General features: G+C 46.3%; 22 protein-coding genes. 9 read left to right on the forward strand and 13 right to left on the reverse strand.

All coding sequences use genetic code 11. From position 1 onward, the window contains the following. Positions 1-32 precede the first annotated feature (32 nt). The 4 genes from K0C01_RS04040 to K0C01_RS04055 all read right to left on the reverse strand — a co-directional run bounded on the left by K0C01_RS04040 (position 33) and on the right by K0C01_RS04055 (position 5,961). The gene (locus tag K0C01_RS04040; RefSeq protein WP_221170759.1) at positions 33-2,438 is read right to left on the reverse strand and encodes a DEAD/DEAH box helicase; all 2,406 of its coding nucleotides are present in this window, start codon (positions 2,436-2,438) and stop codon (positions 33-35) included. Between the two features lie 311 nt (positions 2,439-2,749). Beyond that, on the reverse strand, positions 2,750-3,358 hold the full coding sequence (locus tag K0C01_RS04045; RefSeq protein WP_255568380.1) for a diacylglycerol/polyprenol kinase family protein: 609 nt from the start codon (positions 3,356-3,358) through the stop codon (positions 2,750-2,752). Next, positions 3,355-5,109: a glycine--tRNA ligase gene (gene glyS / locus K0C01_RS04050; protein ID WP_221170760.1), complete on the reverse strand. Its 1,755-nt coding sequence runs from the start codon at positions 5,107-5,109 to the stop codon at positions 3,355-3,357. Before glyS ends, K0C01_RS04045 begins: the two co-directional genes overlap by 4 nt. Before the next feature lie 3 nt (positions 5,110-5,112). After that, positions 5,113-5,961, reverse strand: coding sequence for a CBS domain-containing protein (locus tag K0C01_RS04055; protein WP_221170761.1), 849 nt, complete (start codon positions 5,959-5,961; stop codon positions 5,113-5,115). 155 nt (positions 5,962-6,116) lie between these two features. Here K0C01_RS04055 and K0C01_RS04060 point away from each other — a divergent pair, with 155 nt between their 5' ends. After that, entirely contained in the window at positions 6,117-6,485 is a 369-nt protein-coding gene (locus tag K0C01_RS04060; RefSeq protein ID WP_221170762.1) for a thioredoxin family protein, read from the forward strand. Positions 6,486-6,501: 16 nt separating this feature from the next. Here the strand turns inward: K0C01_RS04060 and K0C01_RS04065 are convergent, their stop codons facing one another. Next, positions 6,502-6,744, reverse strand: coding sequence for a hypothetical protein (locus tag K0C01_RS04065; protein WP_221170763.1), 243 nt, complete (start codon positions 6,742-6,744; stop codon positions 6,502-6,504). A 170-nt stretch (positions 6,745-6,914) separates the two neighbouring features. Here K0C01_RS04065 and purM point away from each other — a divergent pair, with 170 nt between their 5' ends. Beyond that, entirely contained in the window at positions 6,915-7,892 is a 978-nt protein-coding gene (purM, locus tag K0C01_RS04070; protein ID WP_221170764.1) for a phosphoribosylformylglycinamidine cyclo-ligase, read from the forward strand. A gap of 192 nt (positions 7,893-8,084) precedes the next feature. After that, positions 8,085-8,681 carry an NAD(P)/FAD-dependent oxidoreductase gene (locus tag K0C01_RS04075; protein WP_221170765.1) on the forward strand — a complete coding sequence of 199 codons (597 nt, stop codon included), beginning with the start codon at positions 8,085-8,087 and terminating at the stop codon, positions 8,679-8,681. A 360-nt stretch (positions 8,682-9,041) separates the two neighbouring features. On the opposite strand, the gene K0C01_RS04080 is transcribed toward K0C01_RS04075, so the two are convergent. The 5 genes from K0C01_RS04080 to K0C01_RS04100 form a co-directional block, all read right to left on the reverse strand. Beyond that, on the reverse strand, positions 9,042-9,581 hold the full coding sequence (locus tag K0C01_RS04080; protein ID WP_221170766.1) for a CBS domain-containing protein: 540 nt from the start codon (positions 9,579-9,581) through the stop codon (positions 9,042-9,044). Between the two features lie 183 nt (positions 9,582-9,764). Beyond that, positions 9,765-10,262 (reverse strand): chemotaxis protein CheW, encoded by a 498-nt coding sequence (locus K0C01_RS04085; protein WP_221170767.1) that lies wholly within the window; start codon positions 10,260-10,262, stop codon positions 9,765-9,767. A gap of 74 nt (positions 10,263-10,336) precedes the next feature. Continuing rightward, positions 10,337-12,262, reverse strand: coding sequence for a chemotaxis protein CheA (locus K0C01_RS04090; RefSeq protein ID WP_221170768.1), 1,926 nt, complete (start codon positions 12,260-12,262; stop codon positions 10,337-10,339). Then, positions 12,259-13,314 carry a protein-glutamate methylesterase/protein-glutamine glutaminase gene (locus K0C01_RS04095; protein ID WP_221170769.1) on the reverse strand — a complete coding sequence of 352 codons (1,056 nt, stop codon included), beginning with the start codon at positions 13,312-13,314 and terminating at the stop codon, positions 12,259-12,261. Before K0C01_RS04095 ends, K0C01_RS04090 begins: the two co-directional genes overlap by 4 nt. A 217-nt stretch (positions 13,315-13,531) precedes the next feature. Beyond that, positions 13,532-13,903: a DUF555 domain-containing protein gene (locus K0C01_RS04100; RefSeq protein ID WP_221170770.1), complete on the reverse strand. Its 372-nt coding sequence runs from the start codon at positions 13,901-13,903 to the stop codon at positions 13,532-13,534. A gap of 440 nt (positions 13,904-14,343) precedes the next feature. Between K0C01_RS04100 and K0C01_RS04105 the strand changes: the two genes are divergently transcribed. Next, positions 14,344-14,520, forward strand: a complete 177-nt coding sequence (locus K0C01_RS04105) for a hypothetical protein (protein WP_221170771.1) — start codon at positions 14,344-14,346, stop codon at positions 14,518-14,520. A 122-nt stretch (positions 14,521-14,642) separates the two neighbouring features. Here K0C01_RS04105 and K0C01_RS04110 read toward each other — a convergent pair whose 3' ends face one another. Then, complete coding sequence (locus K0C01_RS04110) at positions 14,643-15,848, reverse strand: methionine adenosyltransferase (protein ID WP_221170772.1); 1,206 nt, start codon at positions 15,846-15,848, stop codon at positions 14,643-14,645. A gap of 76 nt (positions 15,849-15,924) precedes the next feature. Continuing rightward, the gene (nikR, locus tag K0C01_RS04115) at positions 15,925-16,341 is read right to left on the reverse strand and encodes a nickel-responsive transcriptional regulator NikR (protein ID WP_221170773.1); all 417 of its coding nucleotides are present in this window, start codon (positions 16,339-16,341) and stop codon (positions 15,925-15,927) included. A gap of 110 nt (positions 16,342-16,451) precedes the next feature. Here nikR and K0C01_RS04120 point away from each other — a divergent pair, with 110 nt between their 5' ends. The 3 genes from K0C01_RS04120 to K0C01_RS04130 all read left to right on the forward strand — a co-directional run bounded on the left by K0C01_RS04120 (position 16,452) and on the right by K0C01_RS04130 (position 20,817). Further along, positions 16,452-17,513, forward strand: coding sequence for an ABC transporter substrate-binding protein (locus K0C01_RS04120; protein ID WP_221170774.1), 1,062 nt, complete (start codon positions 16,452-16,454; stop codon positions 17,511-17,513). 329 nt (positions 17,514-17,842) lie between these two features. Next, a complete protein-coding gene (aceA, locus tag K0C01_RS04125; protein WP_221170775.1) occupies positions 17,843-18,907 on the forward strand; it encodes an isocitrate lyase in 1,065 nt (354 codons plus the stop codon). A 131-nt stretch (positions 18,908-19,038) separates the two neighbouring features. Beyond that, positions 19,039-20,817 (forward strand): ATP-binding protein, encoded by a 1,779-nt coding sequence (locus K0C01_RS04130; protein WP_221170776.1) that lies wholly within the window; start codon positions 19,039-19,041, stop codon positions 20,815-20,817. A 145-nt stretch (positions 20,818-20,962) separates the two neighbouring features. Here K0C01_RS04130 and K0C01_RS04135 read toward each other — a convergent pair whose 3' ends face one another. Next, complete coding sequence (locus K0C01_RS04135) at positions 20,963-21,955, reverse strand: KaiC domain-containing protein (RefSeq protein ID WP_221170777.1); 993 nt, start codon at positions 21,953-21,955, stop codon at positions 20,963-20,965. Positions 21,956-22,181: 226 nt separating this feature from the next. Here K0C01_RS04135 and K0C01_RS04140 point away from each other — a divergent pair, with 226 nt between their 5' ends. Together K0C01_RS04140 and mptA are read left to right on the forward strand one after the other, a co-directional pair. Continuing rightward, positions 22,182-23,003 (forward strand): NAD(+)/NADH kinase, encoded by an 822-nt coding sequence (locus K0C01_RS04140; protein WP_255568382.1) that lies wholly within the window; start codon positions 22,182-22,184, stop codon positions 23,001-23,003. A gap of 62 nt (positions 23,004-23,065) precedes the next feature. Continuing rightward, positions 23,066-23,989 carry a GTP cyclohydrolase MptA gene (mptA, locus tag K0C01_RS04145; RefSeq protein ID WP_221170779.1) on the forward strand — a complete coding sequence of 308 codons (924 nt, stop codon included), beginning with the start codon at positions 23,066-23,068 and terminating at the stop codon, positions 23,987-23,989. Positions 23,990-24,054 lie beyond the last annotated feature (65 nt).

The raw sequence follows: 24,054 nt of genomic DNA on the forward strand, positions 1-24,054 counted from the left end.
TGGCAATATAGAACTTCGCAAATATTTTTTGACTATTGATACTGAGATCCAACGACATCTCGGATTCGTTCAGCAGTTACCTCGCCAACACCTTCTGCTTCCATGAGTGTCTGCTTATCAGCAGTCATGACAGCTTCTACAGACCCAAACTCAGAAAGCAATGATCTAGCTGTAACAGGGCCAATTTCAGCAATTGAGGCGACTACATACTCCTGCTGTTCAGACAGAGTTTTAGCCTGCTTTTCGCCGTGAACGCTGATGGTTCTATCGTTGTGTTCTTGCTCTCGGGTAGTAATCGTCGAGATAATCTTCGTGGTGTCGTCTTCATCGGAACTGAATAGAACGCTGACGCCAAAGTCAACAGCCAGAGAGGTTAATGATCCGCGGATTGCATTAGGGTGGACATCCCGCTTTTCGTATAGGTTATCTCCCTCAATGAGAAATACCGACCGAGGATAGTGGCGAGTAAGGTCACTAGCTTGTTCGAAAAGTGAACGTTCTTCTCCCAAAAGCGTGTCAAGGAAGTCATCAACTGTTTTTCGCTCAACTGCGACCCGATCAGAGCAGATGTAATCTCCAACGCTGAGCGTCTCAAGACGGGTTTGGATATCACTACGCTTCGACAGTTGGCGAGCAACTGTCGAGTGGAGCTCCCGTTGGTCAACGACAACTTCAAGTTCATCAGTAGCAGGAACTGGAGTATCATCAGAGGATGCGCTATCGGCGTTATCACTTTGTTCTGTTACAGAAGAGATTGTTTGCTGCAATGTTGCCTGGCTCTGACCAGAGTCAGCATTTGTACTCTTAGAGCCAGTATTGTTCGAAACAGAACTAGAATCAGGCCGATCTCCAGAGGAGAAGTTTGTAAGATTGGCCTGGGACAATTCAGAGTTTAGCTCATCGGTCATTGACTTGAGTTCTCTGAGCTCTTCTTGCATTTTCTGTTCACGTCGTCGAGACATCCAGAAGAATGCCTCATCCCGGGTATCTTCGGTCATAAGCACAACAACCGCTCCCTTTGCTTGGCGACCAGTACGACCTTTGCGCTGTATCGATCGAATTGCCGTTGGAACAGGTTCGTAGAACAGAACAAGATCGACTTCAGGAACATCGAGTCCCTCTTCCGCTACGGAGGTTGAAACAAGAACTTCAAAGTCGCCTGCACGAAAGGCATCAAGCGTTTCCTGTTGTTCTTTTTGTGTCATCCCGTCAGAATGTTCTTTGTCTCCCTGTCCGACAAATCGATGAGTGTCAAAGCTCTCACCGAGGATTTCCGTTAGAACTTCAGCTGTATCCCGAGACTCAGTGAATACAATTGCTCTGTCTCCACCATCGATCCCAAGTGTCTCAGCGAGACGGGCACGAGCACGTTCAAACTTTGGGTGTCGACCATCGAAGTCCTCAACACGCCGTATAGCCTCAAGAATTTTCCCGTCTGAGATAAATCGTTGACTTGCTTTAGACGCCCCTGAAGAACGAGCAGCCTGTTGCTGACGGTCGAAGTATCGCTCAAGTGCTTCGACAGATTGTGTTTCGATTAACTCACGAGCACGCCGAATCTTCATAATCTCAGCGTGGATTGACATCGCCTGATAGCCGGCTGAATTGTCATTATCGATCAGCTCTTGGATCTTTCCACGCAGTTTATTGAGATCTTTCTGTGAAAGATCAGGATCGGAACGGTTGGTGATTCCGAGTTCACGGAGCGTCCCGAGTCGTTGTTTAATCACATCAACAAGCAGATCTCGAATATCGGCTAAGTCATCTGGAAGGGTTACTTGTTCCCAGTCAATTTCAGTTGCATGTGTATACGAATCAACATCGGCATCATCTTCTGTCATCACATCGACAGACTTGATGCCAAGATTCGAGCAAATAGTGACAATCTCATCTTTGTCACTTCCAGGTGATGCGCTCATGCCAGTAACAAGGGGCTGGTCAGCGTCCTCATGATATCGCTCTGCGATATAGGTATATGCGTAATCTCCGGTCGCACGATGACACTCATCAAAAGTGCAGTGTGTAACGGATTGAAGCGAGATTCGTCCGCCAATGAGGTCATTCTCGATAACTTGTGGAGTTGCAATAACAATTTGGGATGTAGTCCAAAGCTCTTCCCGATCATCTGGTCGAACATCACCAGTAAAGACAACAACATCGTCTTCATCCATACGCAGTGCCTCACGGTAGAAGGTTGCGTGTTGTTGGACAAGCGGCTTTGTCGGAGCAAGCAAGAGAATCTTTCCACCAACCTCCTCAAGGCGGCGGACGGTAACAAGAAGGCTTACTGTCGTCTTTCCAAGGCCGGTAGGAAGGCAGACAAGCGTATGATTCTCAAGTGCACGGTTTGCTAATCGCAACTGGTAGAGTCTACGTTCAACCGTCTTCGAGGTAAGGAGTGGGTGATCAATATATGCTTGTCCGTCCTGTGTCGCCATGTAAATCTATTATAGTTCCAGTCTGCAAAAGAGTTCATATACCACGGTGAAAGTGACCTCCATCCCCGGCTGAAGCGGGGAGTCCCATCAGACATAGCGTTGCCCAAATTCCGATATTATCCGTTTCCTCTGTGGAAAAAGTCGCCTTTGTCCGCCAAATATACGTGCTAAAACGGAACTTTCTCTTTGATTCTCCGTTGGCCTCCTCCACACGGCTAGAACCGATGGGTGTTCGCCTTGAACCTCTGTAAGCCGGAATTCCCGTGACTGACACTAGTGTGGAGCATTTCGCAACAAGATATAAAATGTGATTATATAATTATTGAAGCGATCCAACCGCCAACAGCAGCAAAGATCGGCAAAGAGAGATTATCATCAATAACAAATCCACGAATCTCCATGAAAACGCCATCAGCAATCGTGGCAGCAACACCAACAACAACAGCTACGACCGTTGGAAGAAAGAGCACAGCAAACAAAAACGACAAAAGAAACATACCGATAAGTGCTACTGGTCGTTTGATTGGTATTGGGTCTTCTCCAGCAAGCGCACCAGCAATTGGATCAGCAATTGCCAGAATTAACATCGCCGGAACAGCAATCTCTGGCGAGAATAGGAGTGCAACAGTTGCCATTCCGACTGCATAAAGCGCATACCCAGCAATGCTATCTTGTTCATACTCTCGAGTGAGATGTTCATAGATCCACCACTGAAGGCCAATCTGGAGACGAATCGTCTCCAGAACTGCTGCACCGAGAACAAGAACAATGGTGGCTATTTGAATGTACTGCCATTCGACACCAGCAAGATACGCAAGAGGAATAACGGCTCCTGAGGAATGGACAAGCCGTCGTCCAACTTCCCCTTTAATCGAGTTGAGAAGTCCCTGAGTCTGTACTCTATCTGCGTTCTGTTTCATTCGTTGACTATCTCAGAAAATCTCAGTTCACCGTCCCGAAGATTACTAAGGATAGTGGATAAGTCGTCAAGCGGAGCTCGTACCTGTTCCGTCGTATCCCGCTCGCGGATGGTCACCGTGTCATCATCAAGTGTCTGGTAGTCAACAGTGACACAGAATGGTGTGCCAATTTCATCTTGACGACGGTATCGGCGTCCAATAGCGCCAGACTCATCATAGGCAACAGACAGTCCAGAGCGGCGAAGTTCTTCTGCAACATCACTGGCGACCTCATCCAGACCGTCTTGAGTCATAAGTGGGAACACGCCAACGGTCGTCGGAGCAACCTGTGGATCTAATGCAAGATAAGAGCGCTGTTCATCATCGACCGTATCCTCACGATAAGCGTGTTCAAGCACAGTGTAGATAATACGATCAACACCGAACGATGGCTCAATTACATGGGGGAGGATATGTTCGCCTGATTCAGTCTGTTCCTCTATTGAGTAGTTAACGTGTTCAAGTGGAACATCATAGGTGACGTCGTCAATATCGACAGTGACAGAGTCATCAGCAGTTTCGAAGACTGTCGGATTATCTTCGGTAAGTCGCTCAAGTTCATCAGCAATAGCAGCAGCGTCGCCACCAAATTCTGGGCCGAGAGCGCTCATATCCGGATCAACAGTCGGGCGCTCGACCGTTATAGGTTCATCGTACTGTTTGAAGATTGTGAACTCTTCGTTGCTGTACTCATCGTGTTTCCGAAGGTCATAATCTCCTCGATAGGCAAAGCCAGAAAGCTCAATCCAATCACCAGTTGCATATGCCTCAGCGTCCCAGCAATCAGCCGCATAGTGAGCTCGTTCGCCGCTAAGATGCTGACGGAACCGGAATCGGTCCATATCAACACCAATTGACTGGTACCATTGTTTGGAAATACCGAGATAGTATGCAATCCAAGGACTCTCGATGATGCCTTCATCAATCGCCTCACGAACCGTCCGATTGATGACCTGTCCATCTTCTTTGTTCTGTTCAGTCACCGGGTAAAGAGACAGTGTTTCATCAGCCACGGAGTTGATATCCGGGGAATCTTCTTCTGGATCAATGAATAGTTCCAGTTCAGCCTGCGTGAATTCTCGTACCCGAATAATAGATTTACGAGGACTAATTTCATTGCGGTATGCACGACCAACTTGAGTGACTCCGAATGGGAGCTGTCCTCGGGCATACTCTTTGAGCAGAGGAAATTCAACAAATATACCCTGTGCTGTTTCTGGTCTTAGATAGCCAGGATCAGAAGATCCGGGGCCAATGTTAGTCTTAAACATAAGGTTGAAATCTTCAACAGACCGACTTGCAAGGCTGGCACCGCAGTCTGGACAAACAATATCGTGTTCTGCGACAAGAGACTCAACTTCATCCAGCGGCAGTGCTTCCGCATCTTCGATATCAGTATTATCTTCAATCAGATGGTCAGCGCGGTGAGTAGCACCACAATCGCCACACTCGATCAGCATATCGTCAAACCCGTCAAGGTGGCCAGACGCCTCAAATACATCTTCGGGCATTACGGTAGGAGCATCTACCTCTTGATGGCCTTCTTCGAGCGCAAACCGCTCACGCCATGCGTTCTCGATATTCTGTTTGAGAGTAGCGCCATGTGGACCAAATGTATAGAACCCAGCAACGCCGCCGTAGGCGCCACTGGATTGGAGGAAAAATCCTCTACGCTTTGCAAGTTCGGTAAGCTTGTCAGTAGTTTCACCCATATATTACAATGCACGGAGGAGGTCAATGTCCCTAACGATTCCAACGAGTTTGTCACCGGAAACAAGAGGGATTTGCTCAATATCGTGAGTGATCATAGTCTGGGCTGCATCCTGAATGGATTTGTTTGTCGCAATTGTGATAACATCATCAGTCATGAGTTCATCGACAGCAATTGACGGGAGTTCAACGTTCCGGGTTGGGAGGGTTCGACTTCCAACACCTTTGATCCCTTCCCACATCCACTCGTTATCTTGGTCAGCAAAACTGTTGCCAGTCGATTCTGATCCCTCAACAATCTCAGCAGTGCGAAGGATGTCAACAGAGGTAACAATGCCAGCCATTCCACCGCTGTCATCAAGAACGATGGCATATGGCACATTTGCATAGAAAAGTTGTCGCTCAGCCGCACCAATCGGCGTATCCGTATGTGTGGTCATAATTTCACGAGTCGCAATATCACCGACAGGAGTATCATCACCAACTTCACCCTCTGCGATCGAGCGGACAACATCGGTAACAGTGATTATGCCTTCAAACGAGTCGTCTACAACGGGCAGCCTACGCTCTTCTTCAGTGAACATAAGACTAGCAGCATCTGTGATAGAAGCATCAGGGGCAACTGTCGGTATTTCGTCATCCATTAACAGAGCTAATTGATCTTCGTCGGGACGCTCAATGAGACTTTCTCGAGTTACAATACCTCGATATTCTTCACCATCATCGGTAGGTTTGACAACTGGAACTGATGAAAATTCTCGGTTCTGGAGATATTCAAGAGCATCATCACGAGAACCAGGAATCTCAACAGTGACAACTGACGAACGTGGAGTCATTGCTTCAGCTACGTTCATAACATACTATTAGAACAATCGACATATAAACAATTCTGCTTATTCATCAGTTATTTCGTTCAGGTCTGTGACAGTTACCACACATCACATTGTGAGATTCACTTGACAATCCTTCGCGAGAAAGTGTTTAGGTCTGCTTGGTCCTAATGTGTATTATGGAACTTGATGTGATGGACCCGGAAAAAAGCGAGTATAAGCCGACGGAAGAAACAGTCGAAGTATTTGAGTCCCAGGCTGACACAATTGCAGTCAAGATTTGGGGTAGTGATTGGTGTGTCGACTGTCAAGAACAATTACCACCATTTGCAGCACTCGTCGCTGCTGCAGGAATTCCACGTGAATCAGTTGAGGTATATCCAGTCAATAAAGAGAAAGAAGGAACAAAAGTAGAAGAATACGGAGTCGAGTTAATTCCAACAATTATTATCGAAAAAGACGGAAAAGAAATCGCTCGTTTTGTGGAAGCGGAGGATGTGCCAGCACCGGAATACTTAGCAGAGCAGTTAAAGAAGGTCAAAAAGTAAGAGAATACACAGCGAACTACGTACTATCAAGAAGGAAGTTCCGCAGTTTCAGACCAATATAGAGTCCTCCGATAAGGAGGACTAACGTCGCAGTAATTGGGTCAATGACAGTGGCGGTAACCTGATACAAGACAACAGCTCCAAGCCACACCGCAAGTACAATAACCACGAGTTGAGGTAGGCCATTACGAATGCGCTCGGTCGCCGTGTCTCCCTCAATGGTAAACCATTTACGAATTCTTCGTTGTAAGTCTGACATTATTCTAGTGGTAAAACAAAAGAGCGACAGCCGAATAACGGTTTATGAACTACATCGTTCTACTTGTGTCGGGTAATCACTCTTGAGGACGGCGGCAGAGCGTCTGCAATCAGCTAAGTGGAAACAAATCGACCGGTGGGCTTTTGACTACACCGAACAGTCACTCGTGCATGACCAATTCAGAGAATGGGCTAACATACTCAGAGGTCGGGGTTGATATTGAGGAAAGCGAGGCAGCGACAAGTGCGTTGCTCAATGCTGTAGGAAATGTTGTCGATACAGAATACGCCGGTATGCTGGAAATTGGAGATCAGTATCTTGCCTTGGCAACAGACGGGGTCGGAACAAAGCTTCTCGTCGCGGAAGCGATCAAAGATTACTCGACCATTGGGATTGACTGTATCGCAATGAATGTCAACGATCTGGTAGCTGCAGGTGTGGATCCAATTGCATTTGTTGATTACCTTGCTGTGGAATCTCCGAGCGAAACAATGACTGAGCAAATCGGAGAGGGCTTAGCCAGAGGTGCTAAACTGGCAAACATTTCATTGTTAGGAGGTGAGACAGCTGTACTGCCAGAAGTAATTTCAGGATTTGACTTAGCAGGGGCCTGTGTCGGGATTGCCGACAAAGATGACGTATTGGAGGGAAAAGCCCAGCCAGGTGATAAGCTCGTGGGAGTTCCATCAAATGGCATCCACTCAAATGGACTGACACTGGCTCGAAAAGCAATCACAAAGGAGTATGAGTACACAGACAAGTATCCACACGACACATCCAGAACAATTGGAGAAGTACTACTTGAGCCAACACAAATATACACTGACCTCCTTGAGCCAATGCGATCTTATGAAGTACGTGCTGCTGCACACATTACTGGAGGAGGGTGGGCGAACCTCACTCGGATGGGCGAATTCCATTATGAGATTACAAACCCATTCCCTGCGCAACCAATATTTGAGCTAATCCAAGAGTGTGGTAACGTTAGCCGTGAAGAGATGCATCGAACATTTAATATGGGTACTGGATTTGTAATGGCTGTTTCAGAAGAGCAAGCAGAGGCACTGGCAGAAACGGTTGACGGCCAGGTTATTGGAGAAGTAGCCGCTGGGTCAGGGGTATCTATTCGAGATATCAAAATAGAGTAGACATCACAGTTCACTTGCTTAGCGTCAACTGCTCGGGGTCAAGCCCCTTTCATTCACCTCTGTAGCCTGTACAGCCATTTGTCCGATATAATGACAGAAATATACAGGAGTTTCTTTCTGTATGGCATTTATATTCATCAGGAAATTGAAACTGCCGATAGAATTTACCGTTCTGAGTCATAATTTTGATCTATGGCATCAGTTACAATAGTCGGTGGTGGTCCCGCCGGCCTAAGCGCAGGCGTATTTGCTAGTAAAAATGGACTGGACGTTACAGTATACGACACTGACGGGACATGGATGCACAAGGCACACCTGTTCAATTACTTAGGGATAGGCTCAGTTGGAGGTTCAGAGTTTATAGAAATTGCCCGGCAGCAAGCAGAAGACTTTGGGGTGGATTTGAAGCAGGATCATGAGGTGACAGGCGTTGAGGTAGATGGGGAGGAGTTCCACATCACTTCAGAAGAAGGGGAGATAACATCAGATTATCTCGTATTAGCGACAGGTGCTGATAGAAGTCTTGCAGAAGAGATAGGGTGTGAATTTAACGAAAATGGTACTGTAAATGTTGATGTTACCATGGAGACCTCGATTAACGATGCGTACGCAACAGGAGCAATGGTACGTGCTGAGGAGTGGCAAGCAGTAATTTCAGCAGGTGATGGAGCCGCAGCAGCGCTAAACATCCTGACAAAGGAACGCGGCGACCACTTCCATGACTTCGATGTGCCAGCAGATGCAACCGCCGCATTTGGTGAGATGCGAAAAGACGCTGTAGACGAATAGGAGTTGATGAAATCGGCCATGTGATCTACAGAAAAGGCAGCCGATTGCCTTGGGGACTCCGAGAATCGGAGGTTTTCGTGATCACAAAAATTGAATATTCTCGACTGATCTGACCCCCGAGGCCTTCACTTCATTTGATCTAAGCGACGGAGACACTGCGGAATTCTTCCAATCAGTGTTCACTTGTTAGGGCTCCGACCTCGACTCTTCTATCTGGTTTTTTGTCTTCGTTTCAACGGGAGTGACTGGCCCCACTCGAAATCGGGGAAGTTCAAGAGAGAGAATTATCAGAGTCCGCTAAAAAAGGTCGTCCCGGAACAGCGTCAAGCTGAATAACATCATCCCCATTGCCAACAACTGCTAAGAAAGTCGAGCAGCGATATCTGCCTCGGTAATAATCCCGACAGTGTCTCCGTTTTTTGTAACAATAGCAGCTTTGTAGTGATCGAGAAGGCCACGCAGTTCGTTGAGTGTTGCATCGGGAGAAACAGTTGGGAAGCTTTCTGTCATGTGCTCGCTCACAGGATCATCTCGAGCGTGTTCATCAACATCCACAAGTTCGCTCTGACTAATTGAGCCAACTGGGATTCCTTCGCGAAGAACAGGAAGTTGAGAGAAAGCTTCTTCATTCATTTTCTGAACAGCGGTGCTTACAGGATCATCAGGTACGACATGAACGACATCTGTGTGCATAAGATCCTCCGCTCTAACGACGCCTCCTTCTGCTTCTTCAAGGGCATTGACTATCTTACGAAGTGTTGATAACCGAGGATCAACATCTCCACCTTCAATACGAGCAATTAGCGGCTGGGAAACTTCCGCAGCATCGGCGAGCTCACTCTGAGTTAATCCAAGATCAACCCGTCGCTCGCGTAGGTCAGCCGGTGTAGGTAAGTCCATATATACAATTACTATTAGTTATAATTAAAGATTATGGTACAGAATACCACAAAACAGACAGGCAGAAGTATCGGATCAATGTACTCTCAGAGCTCCACTTGACTAGTAAACTACTTCTGCTTACTCACTTCCGTCGTGCACTCCTTGAGGACGGGGACGTAGCCTATGGAAGTTAGAGAAATATTATTTCGGAGTCTGTCCAACCTGATATTCTTCAATAGCTTCCTCGACGCGAGAGACGACTAATTCGGGCGAAATAATAATTGTATATTCATCATCGGAAGAGTCAGGATCAGAAACGACAGCTTCCATCCACGTTTGTTGTTCTGGAGGATCGATTGCGTGTTCCGAGTTTATTTCCGAAACACGTTGTACGTCATCGACAATCCAGCCAATGTTTCCTTGTTGATCGTTAAATTGCTCTGTATCAAAGATAATAATCAGTTTTGTATCGGTCCCTTCGTTGTCAATATCAAGTACATCAGTTGGATCAAGAACGGTAGTGACTCTACCACGAAGATCAATAAGTCCTTTAACGCAGTCAGGAGTGTTCGGCATGCGGGTAATCGTCTCTCTTTCTACAATTTCTTCGGTATAGGAGACATCGAAGGCGTACCTTTCATCTCCAAGCGTAATTTCGATGTATTTTTGATCGGTATCAATTGAGGTTGGTGTGCTCATATTATCGTTAATGTGTGTTTGATGTATGATGGTTGGATATCAATACACAAAAGCGTTCAACGGCTAAGAGAGTATCAGAGTGTACCAGCGTCAATCAAGTACATGATTTCTCCATCGCCGAGTATTGCAGTTCCACTCAATCCCGGTGTTCCGCTAAGCAATCCTTCAAGCGGCTTGACAACGACAGTTTGTTGTGCACGAACGTCATCGCAGGTAAGTGCGACTCTTCGCTCGTCACGGTCAACACGGATGACCTTTTCACCAGCGCCAGCATTTGGAACGTCAAAGTTGTCAGATAATTCAATCACGCGATAAATATCATCTTCATACTCCATGATAAGATTATTATCAAGGGTCGACAAGGAGTCGCGTGTCGTAATTTCATCAACGTGTTTTATTGGGATACCATATTCTTCGTCACCAACCTGTAGAATCAACACTTCAACAATGGCCATAGTGACCGGAAGTTCAAGCGTAACGGTAGTCCCCTTTCCAAGTTCACTCTCTACATTGATTGAGCCATCAAGCTTAGAGATGGTCTGATACACAACATCCATACCGACACCACGTCCGCTAACATCAGTAACTTCGTCTGAAGTAGAAAATCCGGGATGGAAGACCAAATCATATAGTTCAGATTCGGACATCCGTTCAAGTTCATCCGCAGTGCGGACGCCCTGCTCAATTGCGGTTTCCTTAATATCTTCGACATCAAGTCCGGCGCCGTCGTCATCAATTTCAATTATAACATGATCACGCTCTCGTCTTGCTCGGAGTTCCACGTTCCCCTCTGGCGGTTTTCCAGCATCTTTACGCTCTTCTGGCGGTTCAATTCCGTGATCAACCGCATTCCGAAGTAAGTGCGTGAGCGGGTCGCCAAGTTCAGACAGTATAGACCGGTCAATTTCAACGTCTCGACCAGAGATTGTGAATTGAATTTCTTTATTTTGATCTCGAGCAAGGTCGCGAACGAGCCGAGGAAACTTGCCAACGACCGTATCAAATGGAACAAGCCGCATATCAATGACTGTATCTTGGAGTGTCTCGGTTGTTTTTCCGAGTTCTTCTACATTCTCCTCAATACTTGCAATATCTTTGTTCTCAACGGCCCGCTCAAGCCTAACATGACCTGTTACGAATTGTTCAACAAGACGATAGAGATGATCAAGTTGATCTACATCGACACGAACGCTTTCGATTTCACTGACAGCAGCGGAAGGCTCAGATCGATCAGTCGTCATTGATTGGTCCAGGTTGGTAGTTGACTCTGAAGAATCCGGATCTGGATCTTGTTGATCAAGCTTGTTTATGTCAATATTATCGACAGATGAGTTCGACTCAAGTTCATCAACGAGATCATCGGGAGCAGACACATCTACAACAGCAGCAAATGTATCTTCGAACTCGCCATCTTCAATGGCATCCCTACGAGGATCAGTATCAAGGAGAATGGATTCTTCTTCAATTGTTTCAAGAACAAGCATTGCGTCAACACCTTTGATTTCTCCGGGATCAAGAGTGATCGTTAGTTCATGTGCGTGGTGATCAACCTGGTTAGCATCAATCGTATACGCGCTAAGTGATGAAGCAGATGACGAATCTGGTTTTTTTTGCTCAGTATCAGATTGATCAATCTCTGTCCGAAGATCGTTAATGAGTGAATTGGGATCGATTTGCGTTTCTCCAGTGTCACCGATCTGGTCTACAGCAGTTTCAATTTGATCAACACCTGCAAAAATGAGATCCATTCGTTCAGAGGTAACTGCAATATTGCCAGCACGGATTTCATCAAGAAGATCTTCGATTGCATGTGCAAGATCACTTGCAGCATCAAACCCCATCGCTGCAAAGTTACCTTTGAGAGTATGTGCTGTTCGGAATATCTCTTCCATCGCAGACTCATCATCCGGATCGGACTCCAACGCAAGCAGCGAGTTGTTCAGTTGTGTGATCTGTTCATCTGCTTCTTGCAAGAACGCATCAAGGTATTCATCATTCATGATGTATCTGAGGTGCTGATTGCCTCAAGGATTGTCTCCGGTATCGATTGGTCTGGTTTGACAAAGTCAACACACCCTGTCTCGATCGCGTGGCGAGGCATACTATCAACAGCAGAGGTTGATTTGTCCTGTGCAATTGTTGTTGCACCAACTTGCTTCAGTGCTTCAATGCCTGCAGCTCCGTCTTTGCCCATTCCGGTGAGGATAACACCAACAAGAGAGTCAGTGATCGTATCTGCAGCACTCTTCATCATTGGATCAACAGCTGGACGACTACTGTGGACAGGTGGGTCATCAGAAAGGCGTAATCGTAATCGACCCCTTGCATAAGAGTCTACAACCAAGTGCCGATCTCCGGGAGCGACGACCGCTTCTCCACCGCCTATTCGGAGACCATCTTCTCCTTCAACAACATCAAAGTCACAGGCACTGTCAAGCCGCCGAGCAAACCGGCTAGTAAATGAAGCAGGCATATGTTGAACGATCAAGATTCGAAGGTCAGTATTGCCAGGTAACGAAGAGAGGATGTGTTCGACAACCTGTGGGCCTCCCGTGGAGGACCCCATTAAAAGAGTAGGATAATTTACATAAGTTCTGTTCTTGGCAGGCTCAGGCGTCTCATGTTCTACTGATCGCTGCGAAACCTCTGCAGCAGCGACAGAGCGGACAAGAGATGCTAATTTTTCTTCGTGATTTGATAGTCGAGTAGATACTTCCCCACCAGGTTTTGGATAGAAATCTATAGCACCTTTTTCCAAGGCATCAAATGTCGTTTGAGCACCCTCTTCGGTGTGTGCACTGAGCATTAAGATAGGGGTTGGATTCTCATTCATAATTACATCAACGGCCTCAATACCACCCATCTCCGGCATTTCGACATCCATTGTGACAACATCTGGGCTAAGTTCCGCCACTTTTTGAACGGCTTCAGCACCATTACGAGCAGTGTCAACGACATTGATGTCCTGTTTTTCGAGGATGTCACTAACGACAGTGCGGACAAAATGAGAATCATCAACGACAAGGGCTCGAATCGGCTTACGGCTGGGCATTCTTCGACGTGTCAACGAGGGACATCTGATAACGATCCATGGAGGGCGGGGTCATATTTGAATAAACGACACTAAAAGGCAAAACTATTCCGACTGATGTGAAGTACCCCACGCACGGTGGCCCTGGTACTCGCGCTGCTATTCCTTATAGAGGTCATGCCCATTGCAGTTGCTACTTGAAGAATCAGTCAGTCGGGTCAGAGAAAGACCGCGTTACTTAGCTATCAGAATCTTCGTCTTCTTCATCTTCCATCTCAATAGTTTCAACCACCGAAAGCGGAACATCTCGAAGCGCACCGCCGACTTCACTTTTCGCGATACGCTCTGCATGCTCCTGTGTATCAGCATTGAAAACCTTCATTTCAAGACCAAGACCAACTAATGCAGTATCTGCCGCGATGAATGCGGAGTCAAACGGTTCACCACACGCTGGACAATCTGTTCGTCCGACATCAACTTCGACATAATCCATGTCCTTGTCGTTAAGCCGTTTACCAGCCTCACTTACCGCGACACCGATAGCGTCGTCAACCGATTCAACATCTCGAACCAGCCATGCTGCCTCCATCGCAACGAGATAGTTGCTCATGCATATCTATGGGATTCCCGAGGTTACTCATTGTTACGAAACAGAACGGGATTGCGGTAAGTAGTACCAAGATATATACAAAGCATCATTTGAACATCAATATCTATGATTGGCTCATACTTTTGTAACTCAGTAGTTCACAGTGAACTCACCGGGGTCAAGCCCCGGGGCAGTCGCCTCGACCGCCTGTACACAGGACAGCTCAGTATTAGCAACTGCCACAGGAATATTACAGCGCACGTACACACGAAAGAGTAGAATAATATAAATATTATTTTCAGATATACATTGTATAATACTGTCATTATATGAACACAAATCCAGATGATTGAGTTTATTATGAATGTCAATACTGGCAAATATCGGTAAATAAGAGCGTTTCAGCGCGGTATATAGCGTAGAGCTTAAATATAGGAGATACATTCAAAACCTTACATTCAATGATAGAACGGGCCTACCGTCTGGGACTGTTCACACTCCTGCAGGCAAGTATCGTCGTTGGAATTGCGCTAATGCCAATAGCACTAGCACTATCACGGCTGGGAATAACACTTCCAATCAACCGAGCAATTGAGTTGCTGGATGAAGCACACGAAGACGCAAAAGACGCATACTAGCAGGGACATCACAAACTCTTTTTGGATAGTACTGAAATAGTTCAAGAAACTTATAGCAGAAAGCAAATACGTCGTTAATAGGAGAGCAGAAGAACTAAACTGGAGAGACTATCTGTGTGTTTTTAGAAGGTGGAGAGTTCACCGTTGATGACCTGCTCGGTGACTGAGGTGACACCAGCAAGTTGTTGATTCACAATTTCGATGATATCGTTCTCAAGCTCTTCGATAGAAGTTCCTTCTTCAGTGACAACATGAACATCAGCAACATGTGGATCATCTATTGGTCGACCGATCTGTGAGAGCAACCGAACACGGAGATCGCGAATGCCCTCTACATCGGCAACTACGGCGCGTGCAATCTCGGTTGACAGGAGATTGTAGATTTTTCCGATATGGTTGACTGGGTTTTTCCCAGACGAAGCTTCCATTGACATCGATCGATTAGGAGTAATGAGACCACTTACACGATTGCCTCGTCCAACGGAACCATCATCTCCGTGTTCCGCTGAAGTGCCACTGACAGTGAGATATATCGATTCCTCCTCGTAATTGTCAGCGGTATTAACGTGGACGGAAACACTCCGATCAGTGTGTTCTTCTGCAACCTGCTCAGCAAAGTCCTGTATATCATCAACAACTGACTTGTACTCTTCAAGATTTGATATGTACTCATCGACAATTGCCGCAGCAATTGTAACATCAATGTGATCGCCTTCGCGCTTACCCATTACTTTAACATCCGGTCCAAGAGCTGGGTTTTTGTTTGCAAATTCGTTATTAAGTCGCTGCTCAGTCTGAAGCACAATTTGCTCGGTTTCGGAGAGTGGAGCATGGCCGACACCAAAGCTGGTGTCGTTAGCCATTGGAATTGACCCACCCTCATCACCAAAGACCTGCTGAAGATCGCCACTACCTTCGCCAAACCGAACATCAATTACTACGTCCTTGCCGACATCAAGCCGCGGAATATTTTCATTGAGATATTCCCTAGCAGCCGAGAGTGCAATTGACTCTGCTGGAATCTTGGTACCGTTGTACTCTTGAGTGGCTCGTCCGACAACGAGTAAATAAATCGGGGAGTGAATTTCTCCACCGTTGAAAGCAGGAACCGACTCGCCGGCAACTAATTGCGTTTCATCAGTATTGAAATGAAGAACTTGTCCAACTCGGTCCAGATACGCTTGCGAAAGTGCACGAGAGACTGCTTCAGCAACGCCGTCACAGATTGAGTCTGGATGACCGATTCCCTTACGCTCTACAATTTCAATTTCTTGATCTTCAACCGCTCGACGATCAATTGACTCAACACGAATGTTCCGATCAGTCATTATCGAAGAATATTGCTGCACTGGTTCTATAACTTGCGAAAAGTTGTTCACCCAAGGATATGCTTCCAAGTTATATTCATGCTGAGTCAGCAACCACAGCTGCTTCAACGTGGAGGACTCCTGAAAGAGAACGCAGACGAGTAGTTAAGTCTTGAATGGCATTTCCTGGACCGTCAATGGCGATCGTTTCCATGCAGATATTGGATGTGAGGTGGATATGCTGCACAGCAATAATATGCTCATTCATTTCATGTTGGATCGTAGTAAGTTGATCATCAAGGTCAGTTTCGTGGTGATCATATAAAATAACGATTGCGCCACGCTGAGGTTGGTTGAGAGCCCTTTCTTTTTGATATTGTTGAAGAAATGATCGCATTGCATCCCGAACTGCCTCTGATCGAGTGTCATACTCCCAACCATCAGTTACCTCATCAAATGAGGAAAGAAGCGATTCAGGGACGGTAATACTAATTCGTTCAAGATTATCAGACATACCAAAAAGAAGAGCAAGCGGGAATAAAAGGATATGAGTTCGAGAGAGAGATATTACGTTGGTTCCAAAAAATAATACTGCTTAAAACCCGGAGAACATGTAGAATCTGTATGGTCACACGAAGGGCAGTTTTAGGATCTGCAACCGCAGGTATTGGACTATTTAGCGGCTGTACCAACATCCTTGGCGAAATTGACGGGGGTGAAAAAACAGTTGTCGATATGGCAAACCGAGAGATATCAGTACCAAATAATGTAGAGAGTCTTGTTGGTGTAGGACCGGGAGGATTACGATTACTGAGCCACTTGGAGCTGACAGATCGGGTATCTGCTGTTGAAACTGCCGAAAAGGAACAATATGAGGGAGAAATCCCATATAATATTGCAAATGAAAATGAGTTTCAGTCAAAACCACCTGTCGGGTCGCGGGGGGGAGATGTAGAGTATATCGTACAGTCAGATCCAGATGTCATTGTCGCAACAACAACAGAGAATGCAAAAACGATTCAACAGCAGACAGAAATACCGACGGTATATGTGGACCAAGGTGAGTTCACTGGAGAAAATCCACTAATATACACGGCATGGGAAATAATAGGAAAAATCACAGGAAAATCTGACCGGGCAACAGAATTGATTGAGTATGTAGATCAAATAAGAGATGACTTGAACCACCGAGTTGAAGAAGAAAATGATCACTCTGATGTATATATAGGAGCAGTTAGCCATCGAGGAGCAAGAGGGATTCAAGCAACAGAGATACCACATCCAGTATTTGAAATGATAAATGCGAGTACCGCAGTGTCGGTCGAAAGCCAGGGGAAAATCGACATTGACAGAGAGGTGATCATTGACGCAGATCCAGAGTTTATGTTCTTTGATCGATCAAACGCTGAGAACATCCAAGATGACCTAGACGATGGAGCATATGATAGCATAACAGCAATCGAGCAAGGTCAATGGTACTGGATTCATCCTGAATATCACTATCAGTATAATCTCTCGACAATATTGTCAAATGCCTATTTTATCGGAAAGAAACTGTACCCGGATGCATTTACAGATGTAGAAATAGCTGAGAAAGGAGATGAGATATATAGGAAAATGCTTGGAGCCAAAGTTCTAGAATCACTGGAAGCAACAGTCGGCAGGTACGGAGAGATACGTCTGTAGTTTCCAGGTGATGGATTGGCATCTCTACGCATTTTTAGAGGCACCATTATATCGGCAGTTCACGACCTTATGGAGAAAAGAAGATAGAACAACTAATTGGAAATGGTTAGTTTCTAATGATAACGATTAACAAACTACATTATAATTCATAAAGGTTTTATACAACAGGTTATTCTATTCGACTGCATGTTGAGCGAACCACAGTTGTGCTGGACGGATTTGACGGGAACTCTGGGTTGTATTATTGGCCTTACGCCCACAACGGTGGTTGGTTCAAGAACAACCGCAGCCGGACGGTCATCCGGTAACCATCAGAACGTTTCATAAACATGACAGAAGAAAAAGACCGTGAGGACGAGGTTGCAAGCCGAGTCCGGACCACAGAACCGCACATTCGAGATATTGACAACCAAGCAGCTACCGAACTTCGTGAGTTGCTGAACGATCAAGACTATGTTTTTGCTCCGGGAATCTACCATGCGCTTGATGCCCGACTTGCTGAGATGGCAGGCCTTGACGCCGCATACATGTCCGGGTATTCAACAGTCCTTGGACAGTTTGGCTTCCCAGACCTTGAGATGGTGACGATGGACGAGATGGTTGAGAATGCAAAGCGAATTGTTGAAGCAACAGATCTGCCAGTTGTTGCAGACTGTGACACTGGATACGGTGGCACACACAACGTTCGTCGTGCTGTTCGCGAATATGAAAAGGCAGGTGTCGCAGCAGTTCACATTGAGGACCAAACCACACCAAAGCGCTGTGGACACATTGCTGGAAAGAAGATCATCTCACGCGACGAAGCAGAAGCCCGATTCAGTGCAGCTGTCGATGCAAAGCAGGACGATGATACAATTATCATTGCCCGTACAGACGCATATGGATCTGCGAATGGCGACTGGGAGGAACATCTTGAGCGAGGTCGAATGTATGCTGATGCGGGCGTTGACCTTGTTTGGCCGGAAATGCCAGATCCATCACGTGAAGACGCTGTTGAATATGCAGAGACAATTCACGAGACGCATCCTGATCTCAAGCTAGCATTTAATTACTCATCTAGTTTCGCTTGGAGCGAAGAAGAAGATCCACTAACATTCGAAGAACTCGGAGATCTCGGGTACAACTACATCTTCATTACACTGTACGCACTGCACTCCGGTGCACATGCTGTCTATGAGGATATGGTCAACATCGCAGAAAATGCCGAGCAGGCACAGTTTGACCTCGAAGATCGGTACCTTGGTCATCCGACGGAGAGTCACCACGAACTGTCGTTCGTTCCACGGTATCAGGATATCGAAGCACAGTTCGATCCAGAAGCACAAGACCGAATGGAAGAATCAGCAGGGTTCAGTGAAGAAGAGACGGATCCATTGACCTCGAACGACGACTAATCGGCGGCTAGCGAGAAAGAATCTCAAGTCTATTCTATCATTTGCTTTTGTAGCAGCGTCGAAAATATAGAGACTGTTGGACAGTGGAAAAACCAAAAAGAGCTATTTTTGCCCAGTGTTTGTAGATACGTATGGGCCTTGAGGATTTCACGGAGTTTGATGAAGACACGTCAGCACAAGAAGACACAGTAGATGAATCTACAGGGGAAGTCAGATTTGAGACAACAGATGTTACAACACAAGATAGTTACTCCGGCCTTGGGGTCGTTTCCGTATCAAGAGGTCTCAAAATTGACGAAACAGGGGATGACACAAATCTTCAAGTGTACATAACAGCCCCAAACCGCTCACGGATTCGAATTGGATCATATGTGTTAGTTCCATATCCGGATAATGAGCGGCTATTTTGTCGCATCTCGGGGCTGGAATACGCACAAGAGTTCCACAGTGACGATGCTACTGAAATTAACGCGCGGCGGGCAATGCAGACAGACAATATCGATGAAACGGACTACAAGTTCATGGCTGAACTGGACCCAGTAGCTGTTCTATATGAACAGGATGGTGAACTGAAACGTCGGATGACAGATCGTGTTCCAAAACCAAAAACAGTCGTAAGGGAAGCCACAGATAAAGGTGAAATTAAAACAGGGCTTAAGATACCTGATGATGGAATATTTATTGGACACTTAGCCGTAGGGGGAGAACGAATCACAACAGCAGCCGAGCCCCCAACAATTGATTACCGGTTGAAGGACAAATATGACGACGGCGATCCATTGATTTTCCGACACACACTGGTTGCCGGTGGAACTGGATCAGGGAAGACGCACGTCGCAAAGAATATTCTTCGGCAGGTGCTCGATCAAAGTCGTTCATATCCATTATCAGACGGCCGCGAGCGTAAGCCAGCAGTAGTGCAATTTGATCCGCAGGACGAGTATGCACAGATGCACGATGATAACGACCAGATTACAAAGGAAGATCAACGTCGGTGGGAGCGCGAAGATATTGCATATGGTGGGTATGATAACACGATTGCATTCGTTCCGAAAATCAAAGGCACAACCTACGACACAAAGGGCCATCGTGCAGAGCAGCGTAGATTCACAATCCCGTTTTCTATGGTACGACAAAATCAATGGCTCGTTGCAGGAGGCGACCTAAATAACAATCAGTACCAAGCAATACGATTGCTACTAAAGCGGTTCTTTGATCAGTTTGGTAACAGTGGAACATATGCACAGTTCAAACAATTTCTCGAAGATCCGGCGCTACGTGAGGAGTTGAGTGAGTCCGGAAAAGTACATGAGAGCACATACGATGCCGTTGTTCGCCGGATTCAGGGTTTTGAAAACGTGTTTGATCAAGACGCACAACCAATTACGGATCAGATTGATGAATTTGTCCGGCAGGGGCGGTTATCAGTAGTTCCGACGTACCACCTAAATGATTCTAGAGCAGCCGAGACAATTGTGCTTGCAGTTGCGTCATTGCTCGTCGATGAAAAACTATCAAGCAATCCAAGATACGAACAAGTAAAAGACACCCCACTGGTAGTCGGAATGGACGAGGCACATAATTATCTGACCGACGCTGATAGCGTTCAAGCCAGAAAGGTAATCAGAAAATTTACCGAAGCAGCAAAGCAAGGGCGAAAAGAGCGGCTCGGGTTATTCTTGATCACGCAGGATCCTCAGGATATCCACGAAGCAGTGTTCAAACAGATCAACACAACAATAGTGCTAAATCTTGGCGATGAGGATGCAATTAGTAGCGTGAATATTCCGACTGAACTTGAAGGCAAAGTTCCTTACATGGAACAGGGGCAGATGGTTGTATACTCACCAGACAACTCAGAACCAGTTGAGTTGGTTGGTCTTCCGAAATGCCTAACACAGCATAAGTGAACTACCCCTGCCTACTCGCCGCCTTCGGCGGCTCCTTGAGGACAGGGATATAGCCTGAGAGAACATATCTGTAGCACAGTTTGAGAACCTATTTTGCTGAAGGATAGTAGACTGAAGAGATTGGTTTTTGGAGATATGAAAAGTCTCAGAAGATCGTTGCCCGTTGATACACAGAAATACCGGTATCACTGATCTCATATGGTTTTGTTTCTCTTGAGTGATGGGCGTCACGAATCTTCTGAATTTCAACACCCATCCGTGTCTCCTCAAAATTTTTGGGGCGAATATACTGCAGGATAAAAACAGCGTCAGTGAGATACTCCACAATCCCGTATCGAGATACATACGGATTATCATCACTAGCTTCGCTTGTCATCATCGTTGTGACACCGGCCTCTTTAAGCGCATTGGTGAAATTATAGATTTCATTTCTGCGTTCCGCTCGAGTCTCAAACATCATTTCAAGCAGTGAAACAGAATCAAGGACTAGTCGACTGGCATCAAAGTCGTTGATGAGACGAGGAAGGTCACTACGGATGCTCTGCAAACTATGTGCCATATCAACTGCATCAATATCAACAATCGCCAAGCGACCGTCCTTGATATATTCATCGTACGGGAAGCCTTTTTCTGTTGCACTTCGAACGACACGGCGCTTTGATTCCTCAAGGGTAATGAAGACGCCACGCTCGCCTTGCTGAAGACCTTGATTGAGAAACTGTAATCCAAATGTCGTTTTACCGCTACCAGCAGAGCCAATCGTAGTAATCAAAGACTGTTCTGGGATGCCCCCGCGGATCATCGCATCAAGTCCATCGATACCAAGTTCTATACGAGGGATTTCCGATTCTGGATCTTCGTCTGCAAATTCCTCACCATCAGGACTTCCTGGAGGGAGGTCCATCTCATCTGGGGGGGAAGTGGATTCATCTCCCGGGAACTCAACATCGCGGAGTGCACTTGAGAAATCATCTTCAAAAAGTGAAGAGTCTTCCTCAGATGGCCCGCCAGAGTCCGGATCAGAGACATCTTCGGTTGGCTGCTCAGTAGTTGCATCAGATTCAGTGACATCATCTTCACTGTCAGCACTCTCACGAAGGGCGCGTTCAAACCAATCAGCATCGTCGTTATCTGTCATTGATAGCTAGCAGACGGATAAAGTGTCTATTTCTGTGTCAGATTACCACCGGGAATGAATTAAGTGTGTTGCGTCAGTTGTCAGTAGTATATGTCCAGAAGAGATTCCAAAGCAATTCTTTTGTGCTTTCATAGCGGGGAAAAAGTATCATATTCTAAGAGATGAGAAAACGGAAGCTAAATGTGGGGGTGTAATATTTTTGACTATAGAGATGGTTGATAGGAATATGCGCGTAGGGATTGTTGGACAGCGTAATAACGAGAAAGCAGAGCAACTTGTTTCGGAACTCGCCACCGAATTAGAGACGCAGGGAGTTGAAGTATATATTGATCGTATCACAGCCGAGAATTTAGATAGAGAAGGGGTGTTTCCCCGAGATATGGAGGAATGTGATCTCGCAGTGAGTGTTGGTGGTGATGGGACATTTCTATATACGGTTCGTGCCGTTGAAGGGACACCAATCATTGGAGTAAACTTAGGCGAAGTAGGGTTTTTAAACGCTGTTAGCCCTGAGGATGCAGTAGAAGCGGTTAGTGAAACGGTACAGCAGCATCAGGAGGGGTCTGCATCAGTACGGGAACTACAGCGGCTAGTCGCGGTGGGAGATGAACAGAAGCTAAAACCAGCGGTCAACGAGATAGTTGTCCAAGGTACACGGAGAGGACCAGGCGGCGGTGCTGAAGTTGCAGTTACAGTAAATGGTGAAACATACACTGAGGGATATGCTGACGGGGTGCTGATCGCAACACCAACCGGGTCGTCGGCATATAACTTGAGTGAGGGTGGGCCTTTGCTGTATCCAACAGTAGATGGGCTCGTGATCACACAGATGTGCCCACGAAAGGGGAGCAGACCGCTTGTAGTTGATTCAGATGCAGAGATAGAGATTATGATATCAGAGACAGAGGTATGTCATGTCGTAGGTGATGGTCGGGAGCGCCGGTCATTTGACCCCCCAATGACAGTGGAGATAACTACCGCAGCGGAGCCATTGCGACTTGCAGGGCCAGATATGAGTTTTTTCAATGCTCTTGGAAAACTTGAGTAGAAGCGAACTTTTGCTCAGGTTTCCGAAAGGTCTAATCGGAAGCAAGCCTTTTTCTAGATCAGATGTCAGGAGAACTTCCGGATGTGCAAGCGACGAGCCCAGATGTGACAGTTGGGCTAAATCAAGTTGGTGTAACAGGCGTTGAAAAAGTTGTAAAAGTAAACGGCTCCGGTGGCACACCACTTATTTTAATGGCTGAATTTGAGGTCTTTGTAGATTTACCTTCATGGCGAAAAGGGGCAGATATGAGTCGGAATATGGAGGTTATTGATGAAACACTTGAGGCAGCAATTGATGAAGAGGTTGAGCGAGTTGAGGATGTATGTGGGAGTGCTGCAGACCGGTTATTAAATAAACACGAGTATACCTCAAAGGCAACCGTTTCGATGGAAGCAAAGTACATTATGCCAGAAGAGACTCCCGAGAGTAAGCGGGAAACACAATATGCCCTTGATATTATAGCATCTGCAACTGCTACAGAGGGCGAAACTCGAACCGAAATTGGAGCAAAGGTGACTGGTATGACAGTTTGTCCATGTTCACAAGGGATGTCTGCCGCGCACGCACGAGAGACGCTTGAGGATCTCGATGTGGACGAGGAGACAATCAACGATTTTCTAAAAGAAGCCCCACAGCCAGGGCATTCACAGCGGGGTCACGCGACCCTGACTGTTGAGTCTTCTGGAATGCCAGATGTTCATTTGCACAATATTATTCGTATTGCGAGAGACGCGATGAGTGCTCGAATTTACAACCTTGCCAAGCGGCCAGATGAAGATCACATGACCCAAGCAGCGCATGCAGATGCCAAGTTTGTCGAAGACTGTGTTCGAGCGATGGCAGATGGAGTTGTAGATGAATTTGCACACTTACCTGATGATGCGGTGATAACGATGAAACAATCAAATGATGAGTCAATTCATCAGCATAACGCCCACGCAGAACGAGTCGTCGAGATGGGAACATTACGAACAGAAGTCGAATAAGCTACATTTTGTACTACTTAATCCATCGTATAAATTCACTGCAATGAGCCGCCTCGGGCCTTGCC

This window comes from Salinarchaeum sp. IM2453 (genome assembly GCF_019693215.1).
In the GTDB taxonomy this organism is placed as follows: domain Archaea; phylum Halobacteriota; class Halobacteria; order Halobacteriales; family Salinarchaeaceae; genus IM2453.

What these genes read in the sequence shown, in the direction of transcription:
- K0C01_RS04130 (WP_221170776.1), top strand. Translation starts at nt 19,039, where the DNA reads ATGGGCCTTGAGGATTTCACGGAGTTTGATGAAGACACGTCAGCACAA.
- K0C01_RS04140 (WP_255568382.1), top strand. Translation starts at nt 22,182, where the DNA reads ATGCGCGTAGGGATTGTTGGACAGCGTAATAACGAGAAAGCAGAGCAA.
- K0C01_RS04085 (WP_221170767.1), bottom strand. Translation starts at nt 10,262, where the DNA reads ATGAGCACACCAACCTCAATTGATACCGATCAAAAATACATCGAAATT.
- K0C01_RS04135 (WP_221170777.1), bottom strand. Translation starts at nt 21,955, where the DNA reads ATGACAGATAACGACGATGCTGATTGGTTTGAACGCGCCCTTCGTGAG.
- nikR (WP_221170773.1), bottom strand. Translation starts at nt 16,341, where the DNA reads ATGTCTGATAATCTTGAACGAATTAGTATTACCGTCCCTGAATCGCTT.
- K0C01_RS04120 (WP_221170774.1), top strand. Translation starts at nt 16,452, where the DNA reads ATGGTCACACGAAGGGCAGTTTTAGGATCTGCAACCGCAGGTATTGGA.
- K0C01_RS04075 (WP_221170765.1), top strand. Translation starts at nt 8,085, where the DNA reads ATGGCATCAGTTACAATAGTCGGTGGTGGTCCCGCCGGCCTAAGCGCA.
- K0C01_RS04105 (WP_221170771.1), top strand. Translation starts at nt 14,344, where the DNA reads ATGATAGAACGGGCCTACCGTCTGGGACTGTTCACACTCCTGCAGGCA.
- glyS (WP_221170760.1), bottom strand. Translation starts at nt 5,109, where the DNA reads ATGGGTGAAACTACTGACAAGCTTACCGAACTTGCAAAGCGTAGAGGA.
- K0C01_RS04090 (WP_221170768.1), bottom strand. Translation starts at nt 12,262, where the DNA reads ATGAATGATGAATACCTTGATGCGTTCTTGCAAGAAGCAGATGAACAG.
- K0C01_RS04110 (WP_221170772.1), bottom strand. Translation starts at nt 15,848, where the DNA reads ATGACTGATCGGAACATTCGTGTTGAGTCAATTGATCGTCGAGCGGTT.
- K0C01_RS04045 (WP_255568380.1), bottom strand. Translation starts at nt 3,358, where the DNA reads ATGAAACAGAACGCAGATAGAGTACAGACTCAGGGACTTCTCAACTCG.
- aceA (WP_221170775.1), top strand. Translation starts at nt 17,843, where the DNA reads ATGACAGAAGAAAAAGACCGTGAGGACGAGGTTGCAAGCCGAGTCCGG.
- mptA (WP_221170779.1), top strand. Translation starts at nt 23,066, where the DNA reads ATGTCAGGAGAACTTCCGGATGTGCAAGCGACGAGCCCAGATGTGACA.
- K0C01_RS04095 (WP_221170769.1), bottom strand. Translation starts at nt 13,314, where the DNA reads ATGCCCAGCCGTAAGCCGATTCGAGCCCTTGTCGTTGATGATTCTCAT.
- purM (WP_221170764.1), top strand. Translation starts at nt 6,915, where the DNA reads ATGACCAATTCAGAGAATGGGCTAACATACTCAGAGGTCGGGGTTGAT.
- K0C01_RS04055 (WP_221170761.1), bottom strand. Translation starts at nt 5,961, where the DNA reads ATGAACGTAGCTGAAGCAATGACTCCACGTTCGTCAGTTGTCACTGTT.
- K0C01_RS04060 (WP_221170762.1), top strand. Translation starts at nt 6,117, where the DNA reads ATGGAACTTGATGTGATGGACCCGGAAAAAAGCGAGTATAAGCCGACG.
- K0C01_RS04040 (WP_221170759.1), bottom strand. Translation starts at nt 2,438, where the DNA reads ATGGCGACACAGGACGGACAAGCATATATTGATCACCCACTCCTTACC.
- K0C01_RS04080 (WP_221170766.1), bottom strand. Translation starts at nt 9,581, where the DNA reads ATGGACTTACCTACACCGGCTGACCTACGCGAGCGACGGGTTGATCTT.
- K0C01_RS04065 (WP_221170763.1), bottom strand. Translation starts at nt 6,744, where the DNA reads ATGTCAGACTTACAACGAAGAATTCGTAAATGGTTTACCATTGAGGGA.
- K0C01_RS04100 (WP_221170770.1), bottom strand. Translation starts at nt 13,903, where the DNA reads ATGAGCAACTATCTCGTTGCGATGGAGGCAGCATGGCTGGTTCGAGAT.